This is a genomic window from Neobacillus sp. PS3-12, assembly GCF_030915385.1.
Taxonomy (GTDB): domain Bacteria; phylum Bacillota; class Bacilli; order Bacillales; family Cytobacillaceae; genus JAEVLT01.
In genome coordinates this window covers 1,491,256-1,514,948 of sequence record NZ_CP133268.1, presented here as the reverse complement: position 1 = coordinate 1,514,948, position 23,693 = coordinate 1,491,256, and the positions used below count along the sequence as shown (strand labels likewise).

General features: G+C 38.1%; 24 protein-coding genes, 3 pseudogenes and 2 riboswitches. Of the genes and pseudogenes, 16 read left to right on the top strand and 11 right to left on the bottom strand.

Features of this window, described 5'->3' with window-relative positions:
- Window positions 1-12: 12 nt before the first annotated feature.
- The 3 genes from RCG17_RS07860 to RCG17_RS07850 form a co-directional block, all read right to left on the bottom strand.
- Window positions 13-288, bottom strand: coding sequence for an ACT domain-containing protein (locus RCG17_RS07860; protein ID WP_308174639.1), 276 nt, complete (start codon window positions 286-288; stop codon window positions 13-15).
- 87 nt (window positions 289-375) lie between these two features.
- A riboswitch (glycine riboswitch) is annotated at window positions 376-453 on the bottom strand.
- A gap of 146 nt (window positions 454-599) precedes the next feature.
- On the bottom strand, window positions 600-899 hold the full coding sequence (locus tag RCG17_RS07855; RefSeq protein ID WP_308174638.1) for a spore coat protein: 300 nt from the start codon (window positions 897-899) through the stop codon (window positions 600-602).
- Window positions 899-1,102, bottom strand: coding sequence for a hypothetical protein (locus tag RCG17_RS07850; protein WP_308174637.1), 204 nt, complete (start codon window positions 1,100-1,102; stop codon window positions 899-901). The genes RCG17_RS07855 and RCG17_RS07850 overlap by 1 nt, the downstream gene beginning before the upstream one ends.
- Window positions 1,103-1,227: 125 nt before the next feature.
- Here RCG17_RS07850 and RCG17_RS07845 point away from each other — a divergent pair, with 125 nt between their 5' ends.
- From RCG17_RS07845 to RCG17_RS07835, 3 genes are read left to right on the top strand one after another with little or no spacing between them, the layout of a single operon-like run.
- The gene (locus RCG17_RS07845) at window positions 1,228-1,437 is read left to right on the top strand and encodes a spore coat protein (RefSeq protein ID WP_308174636.1); all 210 of its coding nucleotides are present in this window, start codon (window positions 1,228-1,230) and stop codon (window positions 1,435-1,437) included.
- A gap of 10 nt (window positions 1,438-1,447) precedes the next feature.
- Entirely contained in the window at window positions 1,448-1,807 is a 360-nt protein-coding gene (locus RCG17_RS07840) for a spore coat protein (protein ID WP_308174635.1), read from the top strand.
- Between the two features lie 17 nt (window positions 1,808-1,824).
- Complete coding sequence (locus RCG17_RS07835; protein WP_308174634.1) at window positions 1,825-2,961, top strand: zinc-dependent alcohol dehydrogenase; 1,137 nt, start codon at window positions 1,825-1,827, stop codon at window positions 2,959-2,961.
- A 40-nt stretch (window positions 2,962-3,001) separates the two neighbouring features.
- Here RCG17_RS07835 and RCG17_RS07830 read toward each other — a convergent pair whose 3' ends face one another.
- The 3 genes from RCG17_RS07830 to RCG17_RS07820 are packed head-to-tail and all read right to left on the bottom strand — an operon-like array spanning window position 3,002 to window position 5,283.
- Window positions 3,002-3,688, bottom strand: a complete 687-nt coding sequence (locus RCG17_RS07830; protein WP_308174633.1) for a response regulator — start codon at window positions 3,686-3,688, stop codon at window positions 3,002-3,004.
- Between the two features lies 1 nt (window position 3,689).
- Window positions 3,690-5,039: an ATP-binding protein gene (locus tag RCG17_RS07825; protein WP_374120948.1), complete on the bottom strand. Its 1,350-nt coding sequence runs from the start codon at window positions 5,037-5,039 to the stop codon at window positions 3,690-3,692.
- Window positions 4,969-5,283, bottom strand: coding sequence for a hypothetical protein (locus RCG17_RS07820; protein WP_308174631.1), 315 nt, complete (start codon window positions 5,281-5,283; stop codon window positions 4,969-4,971). The genes RCG17_RS07825 and RCG17_RS07820 overlap by 71 nt, the downstream gene beginning before the upstream one ends.
- Window positions 5,284-5,524: 241 nt before the next feature.
- Here RCG17_RS07820 and RCG17_RS07815 point away from each other — a divergent pair, with 241 nt between their 5' ends.
- From RCG17_RS07815 to RCG17_RS07805, 3 genes are read left to right on the top strand one after another with little or no spacing between them, the layout of a single operon-like run.
- On the top strand, window positions 5,525-6,367 hold the full coding sequence (locus tag RCG17_RS07815; protein ID WP_308174630.1) for an ABC transporter ATP-binding protein: 843 nt from the start codon (window positions 5,525-5,527) through the stop codon (window positions 6,365-6,367).
- Window positions 6,339-7,196, top strand: coding sequence for an ABC transporter permease (locus RCG17_RS07810; RefSeq protein ID WP_308174629.1), 858 nt, complete (start codon window positions 6,339-6,341; stop codon window positions 7,194-7,196). The genes RCG17_RS07815 and RCG17_RS07810 overlap by 29 nt, the downstream gene beginning before the upstream one ends.
- A 24-nt stretch (window positions 7,197-7,220) precedes the next feature.
- Entirely contained in the window at window positions 7,221-8,297 is a 1,077-nt protein-coding gene (locus tag RCG17_RS07805) for an ABC transporter substrate-binding protein (protein WP_308174628.1), read from the top strand.
- Window positions 8,298-8,361: 64 nt separating this feature from the next.
- Here the strand turns inward: RCG17_RS07805 and RCG17_RS07800 are convergent, their stop codons facing one another.
- Window positions 8,362-8,946: an RBBP9/YdeN family alpha/beta hydrolase gene (locus RCG17_RS07800; RefSeq protein WP_308174627.1), complete on the bottom strand. Its 585-nt coding sequence runs from the start codon at window positions 8,944-8,946 to the stop codon at window positions 8,362-8,364.
- A gap of 110 nt (window positions 8,947-9,056) precedes the next feature.
- Window positions 9,057-9,242: a DUF3896 family protein gene (locus RCG17_RS07795; protein ID WP_374120904.1), complete on the bottom strand. Its 186-nt coding sequence runs from the start codon at window positions 9,240-9,242 to the stop codon at window positions 9,057-9,059.
- A 371-nt stretch (window positions 9,243-9,613) separates the two neighbouring features.
- Here RCG17_RS07795 and RCG17_RS07790 point away from each other — a divergent pair, with 371 nt between their 5' ends.
- From RCG17_RS07790 to RCG17_RS07765, 6 genes and pseudogenes are all read left to right on the top strand, one after another.
- On the top strand, window positions 9,614-10,162 hold the full coding sequence (locus RCG17_RS07790; protein ID WP_308174626.1) for a shikimate kinase: 549 nt from the start codon (window positions 9,614-9,616) through the stop codon (window positions 10,160-10,162).
- 111 nt (window positions 10,163-10,273) lie between these two features.
- A riboswitch (TPP riboswitch) is annotated at window positions 10,274-10,375 on the top strand.
- 123 nt (window positions 10,376-10,498) lie between these two features.
- Window positions 10,499-11,796 (top strand): annotated as a pseudogene (locus RCG17_RS07785) (acetylornithine deacetylase).
- Entirely contained in the window at window positions 11,793-12,464 is a 672-nt protein-coding gene (gene tenA / locus RCG17_RS07780) for a thiaminase II (RefSeq protein WP_308174625.1), read from the top strand. Before RCG17_RS07785 ends, tenA begins: the two are co-directional and overlap by 4 nt.
- Before the next feature lie 7 nt (window positions 12,465-12,471).
- A complete protein-coding gene (locus tag RCG17_RS07775; protein WP_308174624.1) occupies window positions 12,472-13,224 on the top strand; it encodes an ABC transporter ATP-binding protein in 753 nt (250 codons plus the stop codon).
- Window positions 13,214-13,980: pseudogene (locus RCG17_RS07770) on the top strand (ABC transporter permease). The gene RCG17_RS07775 and the pseudogene RCG17_RS07770 overlap by 11 nt, the downstream one beginning before the upstream one ends.
- 22 nt (window positions 13,981-14,002) lie before the next feature.
- Complete coding sequence (locus RCG17_RS07765) at window positions 14,003-15,022, top strand: ABC transporter substrate-binding protein (protein ID WP_308174623.1); 1,020 nt, start codon at window positions 14,003-14,005, stop codon at window positions 15,020-15,022.
- Between the two features lie 58 nt (window positions 15,023-15,080).
- On the opposite strand, the gene RCG17_RS07760 is transcribed toward RCG17_RS07765, so the two are convergent.
- The gene (locus tag RCG17_RS07760) at window positions 15,081-15,923 is read right to left on the bottom strand and encodes an alpha/beta fold hydrolase (RefSeq protein WP_308174622.1); all 843 of its coding nucleotides are present in this window, start codon (window positions 15,921-15,923) and stop codon (window positions 15,081-15,083) included.
- Between the two features lie 107 nt (window positions 15,924-16,030).
- Window positions 16,031-17,424, bottom strand: a pseudogene (locus RCG17_RS07755) (amino acid permease).
- 239 nt (window positions 17,425-17,663) lie between these two features.
- Between RCG17_RS07755 and RCG17_RS07750 the strand changes: the two are divergent.
- From RCG17_RS07750 to RCG17_RS07735, 4 genes are all read left to right on the top strand, one after another.
- Window positions 17,664-17,858 (top strand): IDEAL domain-containing protein, encoded by a 195-nt coding sequence (locus tag RCG17_RS07750; RefSeq protein WP_308174621.1) that lies wholly within the window; start codon window positions 17,664-17,666, stop codon window positions 17,856-17,858.
- A 282-nt stretch (window positions 17,859-18,140) separates the two neighbouring features.
- Complete coding sequence (adhE, locus tag RCG17_RS07745; protein WP_308174620.1) at window positions 18,141-20,747, top strand: bifunctional acetaldehyde-CoA/alcohol dehydrogenase; 2,607 nt, start codon at window positions 18,141-18,143, stop codon at window positions 20,745-20,747.
- A gap of 687 nt (window positions 20,748-21,434) precedes the next feature.
- Window positions 21,435-22,541, top strand: coding sequence for a glycosyltransferase (locus tag RCG17_RS07740; protein ID WP_308174619.1), 1,107 nt, complete (start codon window positions 21,435-21,437; stop codon window positions 22,539-22,541).
- Complete coding sequence (locus tag RCG17_RS07735; RefSeq protein WP_308174618.1) at window positions 22,531-23,229, top strand: glycerol acyltransferase; 699 nt, start codon at window positions 22,531-22,533, stop codon at window positions 23,227-23,229. Before RCG17_RS07740 ends, RCG17_RS07735 begins: the two co-directional genes overlap by 11 nt.
- A gap of 139 nt (window positions 23,230-23,368) precedes the next feature.
- Here RCG17_RS07735 and RCG17_RS07730 read toward each other — a convergent pair whose 3' ends face one another.
- The gene (locus tag RCG17_RS07730) at window positions 23,369-23,566 is read right to left on the bottom strand and encodes a hypothetical protein (protein ID WP_308174617.1); all 198 of its coding nucleotides are present in this window, start codon (window positions 23,564-23,566) and stop codon (window positions 23,369-23,371) included.
- Window positions 23,567-23,693: the final 127 nt, after the last annotated feature.

The window sequence follows — 23,693 nt, the reverse complement described above, 5'->3', positions numbered from 1 at the left end:
TCTCTCCCTCAATTAAATTCGGTGCATGGCCTGAAAGATTTCTTCTAGTTGAATATTGATTTTTAAGCCCATATCTTCGGCGGCTATATCTAGTTCTTCCCGAAGCTTGTTTAAATTTTCAACTGTTGAGACATCAATCAGCATCATCATGGTAAAAAAGTCTTGTAAAATGGTTTGACTAATGTCAAGAATGTTCATATTATTATTAGCTAGTATGGTGGTAACTCTTGAAATAATGCCGACTTGGTCCTTTCCAATAACACTAACTACTGCTCTTCTTCTTTCCATATTTTCCACCTCATTTTGAGAAATAAAAAAAGATTGGATCATGACCAATCTTGGGTAAAGGTATAGAAGAGTGTGCAGGATTGCACAAAATCTTCTTCTGTCCTTTTGCCTGAGATTGTGAATCCTTCGGCGCCGCAAAAAATCGGTCTCTCCAGAAGCTGCTCCAGTTATAGTTTTACCCATAACTTTCATTGCTTGCTATATTCAATGAAAAAATCTTAACAATACATTCCATTCATGTCAATAATAATTGTCACTGGAAATGGCCGTCAATTACCTTGATTGACGACCAAAATAGAATTTCATGTGTTTTACTTTTCAGCAAGATTTAAAGCCGTGTCAGTGGCAGTTAAATCAACATTCAACTGTTCACCTAAATTATGAGGATGGTAGAATCCTTTAGCCACCATATAATTACTGACAGCTTCATGTGTATCAATAGCAGCAAATAATTGTTCCTTTAAAGTTGCCCTTAGTTCTGGGGTCGCAGCCTCCGTGATGGCTACTGCATAGTTATGAACACCAGCCTTTGCCGAAATTAACAAATCTGTTGCAATAATTTGATCTGTTATTCCTCCCATTCCCACCATATTTTGAATAAATTGATTCATCAATGTTCCCTCCGATTTGTTAGAAAGATTTGCAGTTGTTCTATATGTCTTGTTCCGGATGCGGCATCATTGGCAAGCAGATTTTTTAATTCCTCATCCTGGGCGAGAGCACTCATGGTTGTTGCCTTGGTTAAACAAAGATTTTTAAATGTTAAAAGTTCATGTAGATCCAGTGTTTCATGAAGTGCCAGGTATTTAGTCAATTTTTCCACTCCCTGCATGATAAAGATTTGTTTTTTATGATTTCTAAGAAGTGCCATTCTTATTCAAACTGAACATTTGCATAAAAGTATTTAACAAACGGGGAATATAAATCAGAGGTGATTTTATGGAACTTGAATCTTTAGCATTGCATGAAACTATGGAAACCCATGAAATTCTTAATTTTAAGACAGTATGTTTATTACGCTCAAAATTAATGCAAGGCCTATGTTTTGATAATGATTTGAAGGCATTGATGGAAAAAGATGTTCAGCAGTCCATTAAAGATGTAAATGAACTGTTGGGATTTTATAAACAAATACCTGAAATCCAGTAGAGGTGAGGAAATGGAAGACTATTTAGACCCAAGAAATGCTGAAGGGATGCCAGACTTAGCTGATTCAGCTTTTGCCATGGATTTTTTATTGATGGTGAAGAGCGGGATCCGAAATTATGGTTTTGCTATTACCGAAACTGCTAACCCGGAGTTAAGGATGGCATTACGCAGACAATTGGAAGCAGCTATTGATCTGCATAGTGAATTATCGGAATTGATGATGAAAAAAGGCTGGCTTCATCCATACGATGTGAACGAACAATTTCCAATTGATATAAAAGCAGCTGAGACGGCTGTTCAAATTGCCTTATTAAATATCTATCCGAATGATACGGACCGAAGAGGAATGTTTGCGACACCTAATAAATAGGAGGGAGGTTGTTCAGAATGAAGGCAGTTACATACCAAGGAATTAAAAATGTCGAAGTGAAAGAAGTAAAAGACCCCTCAATCAAAAACGCAGATGATATTATTGTAAAAATTACTACCTCGGCTATTTGTGGTTCTGATTTGCATTTAATCCACGCTATGATTCCAAACACCCCAACGGACTACGTGATCGGTCATGAGCCAATGGGGGTTGTGGAAGAAGTTGGCCCAGAAGTGACCAAACTAAAAAAAGGTGACAGGGTCATTATTCCTTTTAATGTTAGCTGCGGCCACTGCTGGTATTGTACACACGATCTGACAAGCCAATGTGATAATTCGAATCCTCATGGTGAAATGGGCGGCTTTTTTGGGTATACGGAAACAACAGGCGGCTACGCCGGCGGGCAAGCTGAATATATGCGTGTCCCATTTGGCGACTTTACTCCATTCAAAATTCCTGAGAATTGTGAAGTTGAAGATGAAAAGTTAGTTTTATTGGCAGATGCCGCAGGTACGGCCTATTGGAGTGTCGATCATGCAGGGGTGAAGGATGGCGATACCGTTGTCGTTTTAGGCTGCGGACCAGTTGGATTGCTTGCTCAAAAATTTTCCTGGTATAAAGGGGCTAAACGGGTTATTGCAGTGGATTATATTGACTATCGTTTGGAGCATGCAAAGAAAACCAATAAAGTAGAGACCGTCAATTTTGAACAGCATGATAACACAGGTGAATATTTGCGGGAGATTACTCAGGGCGGAGCAGACGTCGTGATTGATGCTGTGGGAATGGACGGGAAAATGACCCCGCTGGAATTTTTGGCAACAGGTTTAAAGCTTCATGGCGGAACGATGAGTGCTCTCGTCATTGCAAGTCAAGCTGTTCGAAAAGGTGGAACCATCCAAGTAACAGGTGTATATGGCGGTCGGTATAATGCTTTCCCGCTTGGGGATTTATTTCAACGAAATATTGACCTGAAAATGGGACAAGCACCAGTGATCCCATACATGCCGTTTCTTTATAATCTGTTTGCCGAGGGAAAAGTGGATCCAAGTGATATCATCACTCATGTCCTGCCGCTTGACCAGGCAAAGCATGGATATGAAGTATTTGATACAAAAATGGAAGATTGTATTAAAGTTGTATTGAAACCCTAAAAATAAACCTGGTTCCAAAGAGGAGCCAGGTTTTCGCTTCTCAATTAGCAATCCGGTATAAACGGAGCGGGCGTCCAACTGTTCCGTATTTTTGTTCTTCTATTAATATTTGTTCGTCTACTAAGTGGGTAAGATAAGTTCGTGTTGTTGAAAGGCTTACTCCTGCTAATTTGGCAATTTGATCCGCACTTAATGGATTTGCCGAATCAAGGATACAAATTTTGATTTTTTCTAACGTACGTATATCAATCCCTTTTGGGTTGATTGGCAGGGATGATTCTGAAATCCGCAGCTTTTTTAAATCATCTAAGGTCCCTTGGTCTACTTCAGAATAAGCAGAAAGTCGGGATTTAAATTTTGAATATTTTATCAGTGCAGCTTGCAATTGAGAAAAATTAAAAGGCTTAATAAGATAATCAATGACACCAAAACGGAAGCCCATCTCGACTGTTTCAAGTTCTTTTGCCGCTGTAATTAACAGCACATCACAACGTCTATTTTGTAAGCGGATTGTATGTAGCAATTCTAACCCGGACCGATCGGGAAGATAAATATCTAAAAGCAAAAGATCAGGCTCATGTTTGTCCATACATGATAATGCCTCTTCGTAGCTATGGGCTGTGCCGACCAATTTATATCCTATTTGAGAATCAATAAATTTCCCGTGCAGTTTTGCAATCATAAAATCATCATCTACGACCAGCACACGCAATGAACGATTATCCATCCTAAACCTCCATTTTTGGTAAACTTACTTGTAATGTTGCCCCTTCTAAGGAAGAAATCATCTTAATACTGCCATTTTGCCTTGCTACTAAGCGGGTTAGTAATGCCAACCCTAACCCTCTATTTTCTCCTTTGGTTGTTCCACCATCTTCAAAAATTTTATTCCCAAGCTTAGGATCAATACCAGGGCCATTATCACTTATCTCCACGTATAGATGATCGATTTCCTCCTTCATATAAACATTGATTTTAGATGCTTCTTTTTTCGAATCAAAGGCTTGTATGGCCTCCATTGCATTTTCAATGGCATTTCCTAGAATCGTAAGAATGATCTCTCTGTGCGGGCAACGCTCTTTTACATCAGAGTTTTCTGAAACAGCTAGATGGATACCAAGCTCTTTTGCTCGGTGCATTTTCCCCATAAGGACACCGACAATAGCTGGATCACGAATATGAGCTAAAAAGAAGTTAAGAACATTTTGTTGTTCAGTATGCACTTTATCAATCAGCTCTTTTACAAGTTCATATTCTTGCATTTGGATTAAACCGGAAATAAGGTGAAGCTTATTCATGAATTCATGGCGTTGGCTGCGTAATGTATCAACATAATTCCCGATATCAGCAAGCCGATTTTCTAAATGGTCCAGATGAAGCTTATCTCGGAAACTGCCTACTGCCCCAATCACCTCGCCGTTGAGTTTTACAGGTACCCTATTTACGACAACCAAATTATTACCTACGATCATTTGTTGATCATAATGCGGAATACCATCATTTATAACTTCGGTAAGTCGTGAGTTCGGCAATATTGATGTAATGGCTGTCCCATTTAAACCGTCTGATCCGTAATCCAACATATTTTTTGCTTCTTGGTTTAATGTTGTAATATTTCCATCTGTATCAATGGCTACTATTCCTTCCCGAATCGATTCAAGAATGGCCGCCTGCTGTTTTGTTAGGAAGGCGATTTCATATGGCTCTAAATTAAAAATTTGTTTTTTAATATGACCGGAGAGAATAAAAGCACCAATTAGCCCGACGATTAGGGCTATAATCCCAATGCCGATTATTTCGAGAATTAAGGAAGTTATCTTTTTCCAAATATCCTGAAGTAGAAAACCAACAGATACGACACCAATTTGCTGGTGCTGTAAATTATAGATCGGGTATTTTCCACGAATGGAAAGGCCTAGAGTCCCGGTAGCTTGGGTAATGCTCCCTTGCCCGTGTAAAACAAGTTTATCATCATTGCCCACCATATGTTTTCCTATCATTTTAGGGTCAGGATGGCTGTAACGAATTAAATTCGTATTGGAAATGACAATGAACTGGGCTCCCACTTTTTTTCGAATATCTTCTGCAATAGGTTGAATTTGTAAAGAAGGATCTTGTTTTTGGAAGGCCTGAACAATTTCCGGGCAATTCTGCTACTGTTTTTGCAACTGCTAAAGCAGTTTGGCCTGTTTCATCATATTCGCGATGCACCATGATGAAGGAAAGAGAAACAATGAAAAGTAAAAGGACAAAAAGGAGATTGAGTAAGATTAGAAGATTAATTTTAGTGCGCAGTTTTACTTGGTTTTTTTTATGTTTCATGTCTAATCACATTCTTTTCCTTTTGTTTTTTTCAGAAAATACTGAACATGTTTATTTTAAAATATAAATTGCTGATGAGTCTACAAAAATAGGTGATTTTTCCCGTTGTGTTTATCGTTTTAATTGTGTTTATTGCTTTTATCAAACATATTGCAGAAATATTTATTTAATATTCTGTTAATTCTATAATCAAAAATGTAAACGCTATCATTTAAAGGGATGGGGGAGGATGGTGAGTGATATGGAGAAGAGGGTATACGAAGCTGTAACACAAACGGCACCAAACATGATCGAACTAAAAGGAGTAACGAAGGAATTTATCAAGCCTTCAGGCGAGGTCCATACCGTTTTAAGGGATATTAATTTGAACATTCCAAAGGGGGAATTTGTATCGATTGTTGGACCGACAGGCTGCGGGAAATCAACAACACTTAGTTTGATTGCTGGTTTTGAGCCGCCTTCGGAGGGTGAGGTTTATATTTCTGGGCAAAAGTTAGATGGGACAAACCAACGAGCAGCATGTGTTTTTCAAACTGAAAATGCTTTTCCATGGAAAACGGTTATCGATAATGTTTCTCTTGGCTTGAGGTTACGAGGAGTAAGTAAGTCAGAGGCCTATAATGAAGCGAGAAAATGGATTACCCGAGTTGGTCTTAAAGGGTTTGAGGGATTTTATCCTTCCCAGCTTTCGGGTGGTATGAGAAAACGGGTAGCATTGGCCCAATGCCTAATCGTTCAGCCGGAAATTCTTCTTATGGATGAGTCTTTTTCAGCGCTCGATGTGCACACAAGACATTTAATGGAGGATGAATTATTAAGAATCTGGGAAGAGACTTCTGCGTCTGTCTTTTTTATCACCCATGATTTAGAAGAAGCGATTGCACTTAGTGATCGGGTAATCGTTCTTACAGCAGGGCCGGCGGCAACCATCAAAGGTGATTACAAAATTGACTTGCCAAGACCACGTAATGTAGCAGAAATAAGCTTTGATCCTGCTTTTATGAGAATTCATCAACAAATTTGGGAAGATCTGAAGGACGAGGTGATGATCAGCTATGAAAACTCAAGCAAACTCACTAGCTAATCCTGTTAGTGTAGAAGTGGTTTCACGAAAGGCTGAGTTAAAGAAAGCTGCATTTAGACTTCGAGCTCGAAATTTGAGTCTGCAATTGTTAGTATTTGTCGTTTTGATGGGCTCATGGCAATATTTATCAAGTCAAAAAATCATTGATCCGTTTTTTTTCTCTAGTCCTAAAGATATCGTGAAACATATTTGGACATGGGCTGTAGACGGAACAACAGCGGGTCCTCTATGGCTTCAATTTTGGGTGACCTTCGAAGAAACGGTGCTCTCCTTTATCCTTGGTGGGATTTTTGGAATTATCTTTGGATATGCACTGGGTGTCAATGAATTGCTATCCGTGGTATTAGGACCGTATATTAAAATGATCAACGCCATTCCACGTGTTGTATTAGTTCCTATTTTCATTCTATGGTTTGGATTGGGAATGCCGTCAAAAGTTGCTTCTGGTCTTGTTTTAACTTTCTTTATCGTATTTTTCAATGCGTTTCAGGGTGTTCGGGAAGTTGATAGAAATTTAGTCAATAATGCTCTCCTGCTCGGAGCAAGCAAGGGCCAGCTGGCTCGGCATGTAATCATCCCATCTGCACTCACATGGATCCTCTCCAGCCTTCATTCAAGTTTTGGCTTTGCTTTAATCGGGGCGGTTGTTGGAGAGTTTGTAGGTGCAACACAAGGATTAGGGTATTTAATTGCTCAATCACAAGGAGCATTTGATACAACAGGGGTATTTGCAGGAATGTTAATCCTATCCGTTACAGCACTAATTGCTGACTGGGGCGTTTCAAAGCTTGAAAAACGTTTTATCGCTTGGCGTTACGTTCGAAAATAATTTTAAAAATTAGGGGGAGATTACATGAAAAAAAGTACGATGAAAAAAATATCCGCTGGTGTGTCAGGTGTTGTTGTTTCTACGATGCTTCTTGCAGGTTGCTCATCGGCAACTAGTTCTTCATCTACTAATTCTAAGTCGTCAACGGCAAAGACAAGCTCAAATCAATCATCAAGTGCGCCAAGGGTGAATATCATGGTTGGCGGGTTAGAAAAAATTATTTATATGCCATTCATGCTGGCGCAAGAGCTTGGTTATTACAAAGAAGCAGGGGTAAACGTCAGTCTTATAGAAGAAAGTGCTGGACAAGATGCAGAGGTGGCTCTTTTAGCGGGTCAGGTTGATGGTGCCGGCGGATTCTATGACCATACCCTTGACCTTGCATCAAAAGGGAAAAGTGTTGAAGCCGTAATTACCATGGCGGATGTACCAGGAGAAACTTTACTCGTATCCAATAAATTGAAGGATAAAGTAAAATCCGTTTCTGACTTAAAAGGATTGAAAATCGGGGTAACGGGTCTTGGTTCTTCGACGAACATGTTAGCAACGTACAACGTGGTGAAAGGCGGAGGTAAAGAAAGTGATTATACACCACTTCCTGTTGGTGCAGGTGCCACGTTAATTGCTGCCATGCAAAATGACAAAATTGATGCGGCCGTTACGAGTGAACCTACGGCAACGATGTTAGAAAATAAGAATTTAGCCTTTCCATTGGTTGATATGAACCATAAAGATGCATCGAATAAAGCGTTAGGCGGAGGTTATGCCTCTACAAGCCTTTATATGCAATCTTCTTATGTAAATTCACACAAGGATGCGGTTCAGAAGCTTGTTAATGCATATGTTAAAACATTGAAATGGATGAGCACGCATACCCCTGAAGAAATTGCTGCTAAAATGCCAACTGACTATTATGCAGGAGATAAAGACTTATACATCCAAGCATTAAAAGGACAACTGCCAATGTTCACTACTGATGGTAAAATGCCTACAGGTGTTCCTGAAAACGTTCAAAAAATCCTTGCTTCTTTCAAACCGGGTGTTAAAAATATAGATGTAAAGAAAACATATACAAATGAATTCGTGAATAAAGCAAACTAAAAAGCTAAAAACCTTCCATCTAATTTACCTATTTAATGGAAGGTTTTTTTATGAGGGATTTTCTTTAAAGTGAACATACGGACTTGGAGTCATTAACAAACCTTTCACATAAATCCAATATCCATGGCCAGCTGCCGTGTCCGGATTCTACATTGATATGCCCCATATTTGGAAGTGAAATGACCGGCAAACCAAGTCTTACATATTGGATGGCATCTTCAATGCTGCAATATGGATCGTTGGTGGAGTTAATAAATAATGTTTTTTCAGAAACCCTTCTGAGGTTTGTGCCACTTAATGGAACAGGAAAAAACGACTTTGCAGCAGGTATGACGACTGAAGGAGAAGGTGGGGCTACAAGGATAACCTGATCAGCTATTCTGTTATCTACCGAAGCAGCATAATGCTGCCAAAGTAACCCGCCAAGACTATGTGTAACGATGATTAATTTGTGGTGCTTTGGAACTGATTCTAAAGTGGATTTTAATTCTTTAAGCCAAATATCCAAATTAGGACGATTAAATTTTGAAAAGGTAGGATAAAAAACATTAAAATTCCGTTGTTTTAAGGTATTTGCTAACCAAGTTTGCCAATGGTCCAATCCGCTTCCGCCAAGTCCGTGAATAATAACGAAACTATATTCAGTCATAAGGGCCTCCTCTTAAATATAACAATTCCGATAAGTTAAATGGGTATTTGAATGAATTATACCTTCTTTAAAGAAAAATAACAATAAAAAAAAGAGCGGATTCGCTCTTTTTAATGAACAATTGCTCCTCGTTCAAAATGATTCATATCTGTTAATTCAATAATATAATCGTAATTATCAATCGACTTTTTAATGGTTTCATATTCTTCTTTTGTAAGGTTTGGAGTCTTTAATTTTTTTAATAATTCAAGCTTGGAAGCCTCTAACTTTTCTTTTACCTCTAAATATTTCATCATAATGATAACATTCCTTTCGCTGTAGATTTAGAAGCATGCACGATTTTCCTATGAACTAAATCTTGTTAAAGATTCCTGTAACAGATGGAGCGAGAAAACGTTTTCTCTCTATATCTATATTTTACTCAATAATTTGCTAGATGAATGTGTAACCTGTTGCAGAAATGTGAAAGCTTAGTTACAAAATTTTAAAAGTTGAATAAGGTGTTTATGGAAAATATTATTTTTTACAAAAAGTGTTTTTACTGTATTTGTTAATAACGATTCATACATATGGTATGATACATTTAGATTATCTTATCATGACAAAAATCGACCATATATGATGAAAATGAATTTCGTTAGTTTGTTTTTGTCGAGGGGGAATAACGTTGCGAAATGGTGAACTTCCTTTAAAGGAGAGAAGTATTGTTTTTATTGGGTTCATGGGCGTAGGAAAAACAACAATTGGCAGGAGTGTAGCAAAAAAATTATATCGTGACTTTATTGATATCGATGTTGAACTTGAAAAAGAGTTTAATATGCCAATACCACAGGTTTTTAAGGAATATGGTGAAAAAACCTTTAGAGAAAAGGAAAAGGACCTGACGATTAAGTTTGCCAAGCAGCGGCTTCACGTTGTTTCCGTTGGCGGCGGAGCATTTTTACAGGAAGAAATTAAAAAAGAATGCTTAAATTCTTGTATTGTGTTTTTCTTAGACCTATCCTGGGATTCATGGAAGGATCGGATTAGCTTAATTATTGATAGCCGTCCAGTACTCCAAGGGAAAACGCTCGAAGAGATTGAGGAACTTTTTAAAAGCAGACAAGGGATATATGAAACACATCATTCTAAAGTCCTTACGGATAACCATGACATTGAAGAAATTGCTGACTATATTGTCGATTCCTTAAAACTAGCATGGGAACTATATGATTAGGAATGCTGGTTAGACTGTGAATAGGGTTAATATGAAATTTTTCCGATAAAATATATTGCTTTACATATTTACTAGATATGCTAAACTTTAGAAGGTAATTGAATTGAATACTCTTTTCACTAGGGGAGCCATAGGCTGAGATGGAACTTTGTTCTAAACCCTTTGAACCTGATCTGGATGGTGCCAGCGGAGGGAAGATGAAAAAATAATATTTTTGTCTTTTAAATGTTTATATAACATTACTTTTAACCCGCTCATTTTTTCGGAAATGAAGCGGGTTTTTTCGTTTTTAGAGTATCCTAATTGAAAAATCATAACTTCTTTAGGGGTGAGCAAATGTTACCAGCATCTGATGACTTAATCAAAGAAATCTCGCATGAAGTGGAAGTGAGGAAAAATGAACTGTTAGAATTATTAGCAGATCTTGTCGCATTTCCAACGGTTAGTCCCCCTGCACGTAATACCAATCATGTTCAGGATTATATTAGCAGCTATTTAACCCAACTTGGCTTTAACACGGATATGTGGGAGGTTTACCCTGGTGATTCAAATGTTGTTGGCATATTACCTGGAAAATCTTCAGAACTTTACAACAGTCTAATTGTAAATGGACATGTTGATGTGGCAGAAGTTGGGGATGATAAAGAATGGGGTTCCTCTCCATTTAAGACATGGATCAAAGACGCAAATGTGTATGGGCGTGGTGTTGCCGACATGAAAGGTGGGATTGCGGCATCATTAATAGCAATCAAAATTCTAAAAGAACTTGGAATTGAATTAAATGGGGACCTGCAATTTCAGTCGGTGATCGGCGAAGAAGTTGGTGAGGCTGGGACATTGGATTGCACGGAAAAAGGCTACACTGCAGATTATGCTGTTGTTGTCGATACAAGTAATTTACATATTCAAGGTCAAGGCGGTGTAATAACCGGCTGGATTATTATTCAAAGCAAGGAAACCTTTCACGATGGGATACGTTCCAAAATGATTCACGCTGGTGGCGGTGTTAAGGGAGCTAGTGCGATTGAAAAAATGATGAAGGTTATCGCCGGTCTTCAGGAGCTCGAACGGCATTGGGCTGTGACGAAAAGCTATGAAGGATTTGCACCAGGGGTAAACACGATCAATCCTGCCGTAATTGAGGGAGGCAGACATGCTGCTTTTATCGCTGATCGCTGTGCATTGTGGGTTACTGTTCATTTTTATCCGAACGAAGACTACGAAGAGGTTACGAAAGAAATCGAAGCACATATCCAGGCAGTCGCCAGTGCTGATCCTTGGCTGCGTGAAAACCCGCCGAATTTGTTTGGGGGGGAAAGTCAATGATTGAGGACCGCGGTGAAATTTTTCCTTCTTTAGAGATTGATCCGAATCATCCTGGTACAAGCTTTCTGGCCAAAACCTTTGAAAACACATTAGCTGAAAAACCTAATATCGGAATGTCATCAACTGTAACGGACGCAGGCTGGCTGGGACGTGCCGATATACCAACCGTCATTTTTGGACCAGGAAAATTAGAAGATGCCCATGCCGTAAATGAAAAGGTTGAAATACAACAATTGTTGGACTTCACAAAAGTGATGGCCCTCTTTATTGCCCAGTGGTGTAATACCAGGAAGGGGGAGGAAGGATGAAATTCTCGGAAATACTTTTTGAGAAGGTGAGTGGGATTTGGGAGAAAACCCACCAGCATCCTTTTGTCGTTGGATTAGGCACAGGTGAGTTACCTCCTGAAGCATTTATCCGCTATATGAAGCAGGATTATGTATTTCTAATTGATTTTGCAAAGCTATTTGCTTTTGGCTCGGTAAAGGCAAGGGATATTGAAACAATGGGTTACTTTGCTAAGCTTCTTGATGAAACATTACATGGAGAAATGGATTTACATCGCCAATATGCTAAAAGATTTGGGATTACCAATCAGCAGCTTGAAGAAACAAGACCAACGCCAATCAATCTGGCTTATACCCGATATATGTTAAATGTCGCCCAAAATGGTTCATTAGAAGAGCTCATTTCTACTTTGCTGCCATGTATGTGGAGTTACTGGGAAATTGGAAAAATGGTAGCAGAAAATTACCCTGGATCGATAGAGCATCCATTATATGGTGAATGGGTTAAAATGTATTCCTCAAATGAGTTTGGAGAGTTGGCTACTTGGTTAATTGACAAGTTGAATCAACTTGTCGAAGGCAAGCCTAAGCGTGAGTTGGACATGATAGAAGAGCACTTCCTTACAACATCCCGATATGAATATATGTTTTGGGATATGGTTTTTCAGGGGGGCGATTGGCCTGTCTGAGCAAGCAATGTTATCCGTAAAAGACCTATCGTATCGTTTTTCCGTTGCGGAAGGCAGCAATCCTATTTTTGAACATTTATCGTTACAAGTACAAAAGGGAGAGTTTGTTTCTCTTATAGGTGCAAGCGGTTCTGGAAAAAGCACACTGTTTAGGCTCATAACCGGATTACTTGAACCAGATCAAGGGGAAATAAGGATTGGAGGGAACCTTGCCCCTAATCGACTGGGGAAAGTGGGCTATATGCCGCAAAAAGATTTGCTCTTGCCATGGAGAACAGTGACCGATAATGTCCTACTCCCACTCGAGCTTGCTAAGGAAAATAAATCAGCAAAGATGGCAGAAGTTACAGAATGGTTATCCCGGTTTGGTTTAGCTGGTTTTGAAAAAGCATTTCCACATGAACTTTCAGGTGGAATGAAGCAGAGGGTTGCATTTTTACGCACAATCATGACTGGCAAGTATCTCTTACTTTTAGATGAGCCCTTCGGTGCTCTTGATGCGTTGACAAAAAGAAATATGCACAGCTGGTTATTGGGTTTATGGGGAGAGCTGCAAAAGACGGTTTTATTCATTACCCATGATTTAGAGGAAGCCATTTTGTTAAGTGACAGAATTTATCTGCTGCCAGGTGTAAGCGGCCAAAAGGTTCAAGAAGTAAAAGTAAACTTACCACGGCCAAGAAAACCAGAACTCATCTACCAATCAGAATTTATTGAGATGAGAAAAGAACTGGAAAGGCTGATCCGTTATGAAAACTAACTGGAAAAAATGGACTGAAGATTATGGCTTGTTTATTTTGGTTGTTGTCCTCCTGTTAAGTATTTGGGAATGGGTAGTTCGTGAAGGGTGGATTCCCTCATTTATTTTGCCATCTCCATCGGCCATCTGGGAATCATTATTAAATAATAGTCAGCTTTTGTTTGGTGTCCACCTGCCAATTACCCTTGAGGAGGTAATAGTTGGATTTGCTCTTTCTGTTATCGGCGGAGTGATCCTTGGTGTTGGAATGCATTTCTCCCGCCCGCTTGAAAAAATACTTTATCCATTTTTGGTCATTTCACAAACGATACCACTAATCGCAATATCGCCCATCTTTATTATGTGGTTTGGCTATTCAATTTGGAGCAAAATTGCTGTTACAATTTTAACGGCATTCTTTCCAATAGTTGTAAGTACATATGATGGACTGAAGTCAGGGGGGATGAATACCGCGAACTGCTCTTGACCATGGGGGCAAACCGCTGGGAGTTATTTAAGAAAATTCAAGTACCGCTGGCCTTGCCGATTTTTTTATCAGGATTGAAAATGTCCGTTGTTTATTGTGTTGTGGGTGCCACTGTTGGCGAATGGCTTGGTGCAAGTGAGGGACTTGGCTTTTTTAGCAGGAGAATGTCAGGTAATTTGCAGGCTGATGCCGTATTTGCAGCTGTATTCCTCTTGTCTTTAATGGGAATCGTTTTATTTTTATTGATTAGTTTATTAGAGAAGCAATTATTAAAAAATAGGGTTAGATAAAGTCTGAAAGGAAGTATTTTTAATGAAAAAGACATTTATTCTTATGATAGGGTTATTGTTAGTGTTATTAAGTGCTTGCAGCAATGGTAACCAAAGCAACCAAACTGCGACAAATAAAAATGATGGGAAAAATAAAGGGTTGCAAAAGGTAACATTAATGTTGGATTGGTATCCAAATGCTGTCCATTCCTTCTTATATGTTGCCCAAGAAAAAGGCTATTTTAAAGAGCAAGGTTTGGATGTAAATATTGAAATGCCGGCGGATACAAATGATCCATTAAAGCTAGTGGCAGCAAATAAAATTGATATTGCTCTTAGTTATGAGCCGGAAATTGTGATTGCCCGTGATGAAAATATTCCTGTAAAGTCATTTGCAGCTATTGTTCGTCACCCTTTAAATGTCTTAATGGTGTCTCAGGATGGTCCATTAAAATCACCGAAGGATTTAGCATCTGGAAAAACCGTTGGCTATCCATCCGTTCCTTTGGATGAGGCGATTGTTCAAACAATGGTGAAGACTGATGGCGGGGATCCCTCAAAAGTAAAAATGGTAGACGTAGGCTGGGACCTAATTCCTGCGATGGCTACGAAGAAAACCGATGGACTAATCGGCGGATACCTAAACCATGAAGAATTATTACTTGATAAAGAGGGCCACCCAATGACGGCGTTCAGTCCGGAAAAATATGGTGTTCCTGATTATTATGAGCTAGTAGCGGTAGCAGGCGAGAAAGCATTAAAACAAAATCCAGATGTATTTAAAAAGTTTATGACTGCGGCTTCCAAAGGACAGCAATATGTTCAAACCCATCCAGAAGAAGGCTTGGATATTTTGCTTAAGCATGAAGACAAATCATCTCCATTAGATAAACAAGTAGAAACAAAAAGTTTACAAATCCTGCTTCCAATGATGGATGCAAAGGATAAACCATTCGGTTATCAGGATCCAACAACATGGCAAAACATTTCAAAATGGTTATTTGATAGTAAAGTCATTAAAACAAATGTAAAAGCTGCAGATGCTTTTGAAAATTTGAAATAAAAAAAGGACAGCCTTCCACGGAACAGTAAACTGTTGGAGGGCTGTCTTTTTGCGTGTATTACAAGTTTTCTAAAGCCATACCACCTGTTAAAAAATTCTTGATATGTTGATAAAGTTCCCGAGGTCGCTCATCCGGGATTGCATGGCCTGTTTCAGTTAAGATGACTAATTGAGAATTTACAAGGTCATTATTCAGCCGTTCTCCAATATGAAGTGGAACAGCTTTGTCTTGCTCTCCCCATATCAGAAGACATGGCGTTTGAATGCCATTTAGGGATTCGGCAGGAAGATCACCTTCACGATGACGGATCATTCTGCAAAGGGCGGCAAAAATGTCATTTTTTAAAAATGGTTCTTCATAACCGTTTATCATTTCATCATTGATTAAATCATGATTATGAAGGGTAATCTCGAGGTTCTTTTTCACACCTGTCCGTGCTAACCAATATTTAACAAATAAATAAAAAAACGGGATATAGCTAAAAAAAATAAGATGCTTAGGTGACCGTTTCAAATAGGAGGAACTGCTAATGAGAATGGCTTTTTCAGCGATTTTTGGCATATAGTGAAGAATATTAAGAACTATTTGTCCTCCCATTGAATGCCCAATGAAAATAAGATCTTTTAACTCAAGATGCTCAATTAGTTGGATAATTGTGTTTGCGATATTTTGATAGGAGTAAATAAAACGCGTTGATTTTCCACTTTTACCAAAGGGTGGGATATCGACAGATAGTACTTGATAATCTTGAGACAATAACGGAATTAAATGACGAAAAGTAAAAGTAGAGGAAAGGAAGCCATGCAATAAAACAATGGTTGGCGCGGATTGCTTGGGGTAAAATTCATAATAAACTTGAATATTATTAATCGCTTGATACCCTTTTGTTGCTTGTTTCATATGCAATTTCCTCCTAATATAGATGTGTTTAATATCTCCTAAAAATTCCTTTACACTCATTGTAATCACAAATGAAAAAAGACCAAAATATTTTGGCCTTAATCTTATTACTCTGACCCTCGAGGCGTCAGCCTTTTTAGTGTCTTCTTTTCTTTTTGTGGCTTTCTTTTTGTAATAAAAGCCACAACGGCGATAATCGCTACAAATATTAAGCTTACAAAAAATCCAAACCGAATATTTTTTTCAAGAATTGTTCCACTGATGGCGGCCAAAATAAGAAACAATCCAAAATAGGATAACAATTTCCCCCATGTTTTATTTTCTAAAATTTTCAAGGAGGAAATAATGATAAATGACCAATTATACAATAGTAAAATTCCAGCAGCAGTAGTGATATATTCATAAATTTTTCCGGGACAAGCAGTGCCGTAATGACAGATGCCAAAAGACCAGCAGCTCCAAGCCCTAATGAGGCTAGGGGAAGTCTTTTAAATTTGTTTAGTTTTTTTGCAAAAAATGAAGGGGCATCGCCATCCTCTGCCAAGGTTACCAAGAGAGTTGTCACACCAAATAAAGAAGCAGTCATGGTTGAAAAGCCTGCAATGATGATCGCACCATTAAAGACATGTGGAAAAAAGGAAAGATGGTAGTCGTCCATGGCTTTAACAAAAGGACTCTCTTTTTCATTAAAAGAATTAAAATGTTCCATCGTCACTGCCATCCCAAGGGATAGAACGTAAATAATGGTAAGTAATAATAACATAATTTTTCCTGCTTTAGGGGCATCTTCTTTCTTTTTAAGTCGTATGGCCATGAGGCCAATTACTTCAATCCCGCCATAAGCGTAAAAAGCATAGATAAGGGATGACCAAAAACCAATATAACCTTCGGGGAAAATTTGCTCCATTGAACCAGGTAAATCAAAATGCCTTGAGCCACTGCCAATCCAGCCAAAGAGGGCGGCAAAAGCAAGAATAATGAACATAACAATAGCAGCAGTCTTAATGACTGCCAGAATGTTTTCAACTTTGTCAAAGCCTTTTGTCCCGAATAGAACAACAATAATCGCAATGATCGCGTAGCCTGCAGCAAAAATCCAAAGTGGAACTTGGTGAAACCAAAACTTAGAAAGAATGGATAGCGCAGTTAATTGGCTTCCCATGATTAAAATATTTGAGCACCAGTAATTCCAGCCACAGCTAAAACCGGCCCAAGGGCCAAATGCCTTGTTCGCATAATAGCAAAAAGATCCGTCTTGAGGATCTTCTGCGGTCATTTTTGCCAGTACGTTAAAGACGATATATGTACCAAGTGCGGCTAATAAAAAAGAAATGACAATGGAAGGGCCTGTCACAAGTATTCCAATACTTGACCCCAAGAAGTATCCAGTACCAATGGTACAACCTACTCCAATTAATGATAATTGCCACCATTTTAAGGATCCTGTTTTTGAGCTTTTCTGCGGGCCTGAACTCCCGGCTATACGACTTGCATGATCCATTAATAATTCCTCCTCTACGGCGTTTATTATTGTTCCAAATAAGGGATTTCATTATGTAATGATTAGGATGTTTGAGAAGGAATAAATTGATAATCTTACTAAACGGGCACTCCCACTTTTCCTATGTTGTCAAGGTTGAAAGTATTCTTAAAATAAAAATATAATTTTTGAGACTTAATTATTGAATTGTCTGAAAACTATTTGTATAATAGAAAAAAGCTCAAGGAGTTGATTTCCAAATGGAAAAGAATTTAAAAAATCTGCCACAACCATCGGATGAAAATATGGATTCATTATTTGCTGAAATGGTATTAGACAATGCTCTAATGAATTTTCGTAAAGACAAGATCCGTAGGGAAATCGACCGCTCTTTAAAAGAGCGTAATAAGGAAGTTTTCCTTAGATTAACAGCTGAACTTAAAGAAATTTCATAAATAATTATTCGCATATGTGTTCCTTAATAAAAGGAAGCCATAATTGATTCAATTGGCTCCTTTTATTTTTGTGAGTATAAACATAAAAATGAGGCTGTCCTTTGGGGCGGCCTCTTTCATTTTGCTATTACTCTTCAAAGAAAATGAAATCGTTTACATATTTTTCCAAAAGTTCAAACTTTGTTCAATATTTCACATAGTTTTTTCTTTTTTACATGGTATCATAATTACATCAATATGTGAAGTGATTCACAAATCTTATTGACTACTGGAGGAATTTCCATGGCAGTTGCAGAAAAGACTTTAAAAGAAAAGCAAAGTGTAACAGAAATGATCGACAAGTTGGTTGATAATGGACTAAAAGCATTAGATGAATTCCGAAAAAATTTTGATCAGGATATGATCGATGAGATTGTGAAGCAAATGGCTCTTGCGGGTCTGGACCAACATATGCCTTTGGCAAAGTTAGCTGTTGAAGAAACAGGTCGCGGCGTTTATGAAGATAAAATCATTAAAAACATGTTTGCAACAGAATATGTTTACCATAACATCAAGTACGATAAAACAGTTGGAATTATCAATGAAAATGAAATTGAGGGCATGATCGAGATCGCTGAGCCAGTTGGCGTGGTTGCAGGGGTAACACCTGTTACGAACCCAACTTCTACAACGATGTTTAAATCGCTTATTTCAATTAAAACAAGAAACCCAATTATTTTTGCTTTCCACCCTTCAGCACAAAAATCAAGCAGCCAAGCAGCAAAGGTACTTCTTGAAGCAGCGATCAAAGCAGGAGCACCTGAAAACTGTATTCAGTGGATTGAAACACCATCATTAGAGGCAACTCAAGCACTCATGAATCATCCAAAGATTTCCATGATCCTTGCTACAGGTGGATCTGGAATGGTGAAATCAGCTTATAGCTCAGGAAAGCCTGCCTTAGGTGTTGGGCCAGGAAACGTGCCATGTTACATTGAAAAATCAGCAAATGTTCATCAAGCAGTAAACGACCTTATCCTTTCAAAAACCTTCGATAACGGAATGATTTGTGCGTCAGAACAAGCAGTCATTATTGATAAGGACATTTATGCTGAAGTCAAGAAAGAATTAACAGCAAATAACTGTTACTTTTTAAATGAAGAAGAAAGACAAAAAGTTGAAAAATTGGTCATTAACGAAAAGTCATGTGCTGTAAATGCAGATATCGTTGGAATGGCAGCTTATAAAATTGCTAAAATGGCAGGGGTGACTGTCCCAGAGGGCACCAAAATTCTAATTGCTGAATTAAAAGGTGTCGGACCAAAGTATCCATTATCAAGGGAAAAATTAAGCCCAGTTCTAGCCTGCTACAAGGTTAACGGTCTTGATGAAGGCTTAAAAAGAGCAGAAGAAATGCTTGAATTTGGCGGACTTGGGCACTCTGCAGTTATTCATACCACTGATAAGCAGGTAATTGAAGCATTTGGATTAAGAATGAAAGCGGGACGTATTATTGTAAATGCTCCATCTTCCCAAGGCGCCATCGGAGATATTTACAATGCTTACATGCCATCTCTCACACTTGGCTGCGGAACATATGGCGGTAACTCTGTTTCTACAAACGTTGGAGCGATTCATTTGGTAAATATCAAAAAAGTGGCACGAAGGAATGTAAATATGCAGTGGTTTAAAGTACCGTCCAAAATGTATTTTGAGAAAAACTCTATTCAATATTTAGCAAAAATGCCGAATATCTCAAAAGCTGTAATTGTTACTGATCCAGGAATGGTCAAATTAGGGTTTGTAGATAAAGTCCTTTATTATTTGAGAAAGCGCCCTGACTATGTTCATTGTGAAATTTTCTCGGAAGTGGAACCAGATCCATCCATTGAAACGGTGACAAAAGGTGCCGAATTAATGGCGAAGTTCCAGCCGGACGTTATTATTGCCCTTGGCGGCGGCTCAGCAATGGATGCAGCTAAAGGAATGTGGATGTTTTATGAGCATCCAGATGCAGACTTCTTTGGTTTAAAACAAAAATTCTTAGATATTCGTAAGCGGATTGTAAAATATCCAAAGCTTGGTGTAAAAGCGCAGCTTGTAGCTATTCCGACAACATCAGGTACAGGTTCAGAGGTCACTTCATTTGCGGTTATTACTGATAAGGAAGCAAACATGAAATATCCGCTTGCTGACTATGAATTAACACCAGATGTAGCAATTATCGATCCGCAATTTGTTATGACGGTTCCTCAGGTCATTACAGCTGATACGGGAATGGATGTCCTGACACATGCAATTGAAGCGTATGTCTCCTGTATGGCAAACGATTTTACTGACGGGCTGGCCATGAAAGCCATTCAGCTTGTTTTTGAATATTTGCCAACAGCTTATCGTAATGGCAGTGATGAATTAGCTCGTGAAAAAATGCATAATGCTTCAACTATTGCTGGTATGGCCTTTGCCAATGCATTTCTTGGCATCAATCACAGCCTTGCACATAAATTAGGGTCTGAATACCATATCGCTCATGGACGTGCAAATACAATCCTATTGCCTCACGTTATTCGTTATAATGCGTCAAAGCCGAAAAAATTTACTGCATTTCCTAAATACAAGCAATTCATTGCCGATATTCGTTATGCAGAGATTGCCAGAATGCTCGGTTTGCCAGCCCGTACGACCGAAGAAGGAGTAGAAAGCCTTGTTCAAGCGATCATTAATTTGGCTAAAGAATTAAATATTCCAATGAGTTTAGAGACTAATGGTGTTGAAAAGTCCGTGTTTGAAAACACAGTCGAGTTTTTAGCAGAACGTGCCTTTGAGGATCAATGTACAACAGCGAATCCGAAGCTGCCACTTGTATCTGAACTTGTAGAGATTTATCGTCAAGCATATAAAGGTGTTTAATTTAGATAAAAAAATCTGGATGGTGTAATCGCCATTCAGATTTTTTATTAACTTCTTTTAATTTTAAGCAGACACCAAAAAGGACCTTGAAAAGGTCCTTTTGGTATATAAGGAATTGGTTAAATAATGATTTGTACAAGAGGATCATTCTCATGATGTCCATCGACCCTTAATGTCGAGTACCTCGTGCCAGAAAAATGAGGATTTTGGAGTTTTTCATAAAATTAAGGACATCTTGATTATGCCCTGTACCAGTATTGGCCCCACCTACGCCAAATACCATGATGGCCACGCGTGCCATCCAACCCAATTCTTATTATAATGGAAAGCGCTTTCATTATCAACAAATTTTATTTTACAGGTTTCGACAGTAATTATTGTTGAAATGATTAGAGGAAAAGTTTAAACAAATTTTTAAAATTATCCATTTGGGAGTATTCTCGGCAATATTGGCTTTACGATTGAGTAACAATTTGGATCCAATAAAGATTAATGAGCCTCGATCTTTTATGATGGGGCTTTTCGCTATTTTAGCCAATTCATTTTTGCAAAACAGCGTCATTCACAATTTGTTCTTGAACAAAACATTTGTCATTTTTTTTACTAAATACTTATATTTATAGTAAAGGTATTTATTTATACCTGTCTCACTTTTTTAGCCAGCCCACAGGAAAGGGGAAGCTATTCATGATTAATTGTGCAGTGATCATACCAGCCCTAAATCCAACAGAAAGCCTAATTGAATATGTAAAGACATTAGCAAATGATGTGCAACAAATTATCGTGATAAACGATGGCAGTAAACAAGAACTAGCCTATATCTTTACTAAATTAACTAATATTTCAAGATGCACTGTTTTAACACATGAGATCAATAAAGGGAAAGGGCGAGCATTAAAAACTGCTTTTCAATATTTTTTGACCGATCACAGTGAGCTGAATGGTGTTATAACAGCTGATGCAGATGGACAACATTCGATTCCGGATGTATTAAAACTGGCTGAAGAACTCTCTAACACGGAAGAGGAAATTATTTTAGGAGTCAGAGACTTTAGTCAATCACATGTACCTGTACGCAGCTATATCGGAAACCGTATAACAAGTTCACTTTTTCAATTATTTTATGGCGGTAGATTAGAAGATACACAGACTGGTTTACGGGGAATTCCAAATAAAGTTCTTTCACAGATTGTTGAACTTAAAGGTGAACGATATGAATACGAAATGAATATGTTAATTTTTGCAAAGAAAAGAGGTCTGCAATTAAGAGAAATTCCGATTCAGACCTTATATTTTGATAATAATGCTGGTTCCCATTATAATTCCGTTTTGGATTCGATGAAGGTTTTTATCAAGCTTATTTCCGGCCTCTTAAAATACTCTTTTTCAACTTTAGCTTCTGGTGTTGTAGATATATTAAGCTTTATTTTGCTTACTAGTTTACTATTAGCCGCATTTCCCCTAAAATCACGTTTGTTTTTTGCCACCCTTGTAGCAAGAATCCTTTCTTCTTCCTTTAATTTTTATCTGAATCGAAAACTCGTCTTTAGGGGCGAAAATAAATTATCCGAGTCGATTGTTAAGTACTATATTTTATTTATCGGGCTCATTATCGCCTCGTATCTTTTGGTGCTCTCTGCCAATCTATTAATTGGAGCAAATGTCATTCTTGCAAAAATATGCATCGATACCACTTTAGGAATTCTCAGTTATCAAGTTCAGCTTCATTGGGTTTTTAAAAACCGAAATAAAAAACTGAACAAACAATTGGCAGGCGAAAATCATGATATCTAAATTTTATGGCCCATTTTTCAGTATCCTTCAAAACTGTATTCGAAAAATATACCCCAAGTATACGACCCTAATCCCTGACCATATCGATGGGCCTGTTGTGTTTGTTTCCCACCATCAAAATCTGTTTGGACCTTTTATTATTCTTTTGTGGTTTCCAAAAAGTCTGCATGCATGGATGCTTCATGTTTTTCTCGACCGTGAGGCTTGTTTTAAACAATATGTGGATTATACGTTTACCAAAAGGTTTGGCTGGAATAAAGTACTGGCAAAAATTTGTGCGTATCCAATATCCTATTTCATTACCACTCTTTTAAACTCTGGAAAAGGAATTCCGGTTTACAGAGGTTCAAGAAAGATTCTTGAAACATTCCATCTCAGCATAGATGCATTGAGCAGGAGAGAAAGCATTGTACTCTTTCCAGATATTCAGTATAGTGATCCTTCTGCAGCTACAACTGAGATGTATGATGGTTTTCTTTATTTAGAGAAATACTATTATAAGGCTACGGGAAAACATGTACTTTTTGTCCCTCTTTATGCGAGTAAAAGGAAACACGTCATTATTGCAGATAGGCAAATAACCTTTAGGGACGGAAAGGATTTTAATACGGAACGTAAAATAGTCCTTAGAGAAATACATGATCACTTAAATGAGTTGGCAAAAAAATGCGGCGACATTAATTTATAACGGTAAGAAAGCCCAGGGGATTACCCCAGGGCTTTTTTTGCAGCAAAAGTAGCAGCATAAATATATGATGACGCTTTCCTTACATTATAATCAAAAATATGAGTAAAACTTCAATGAAAAGGGCCGAGTTAAAACTGCTTTATCTAATAAATTGTACGACGAATGAAATAACACTGAGGACAACTGCAACCCATGCCAAGGCTTTTTGTGGACTTGCCAAAGTAATCAAACCTAAAACAAACCCGATAATGCTAAGCCACATAGGGGCATAGAAAAATCCAACCACAGCTGCAATAATCCCTAACCAACCAAGCACATTTCCTGTAGTTGCGTTCATCCTTACCATCTCCCTTTAAATTTCTTTACATTGAAAACTTGTATTGTTCATTTAAAAGAAAATTTCACGAGGGCAGCTTGATATACCACGCTAAAAAATAAGGTGCACAGCAGATGATCGTTTGTTT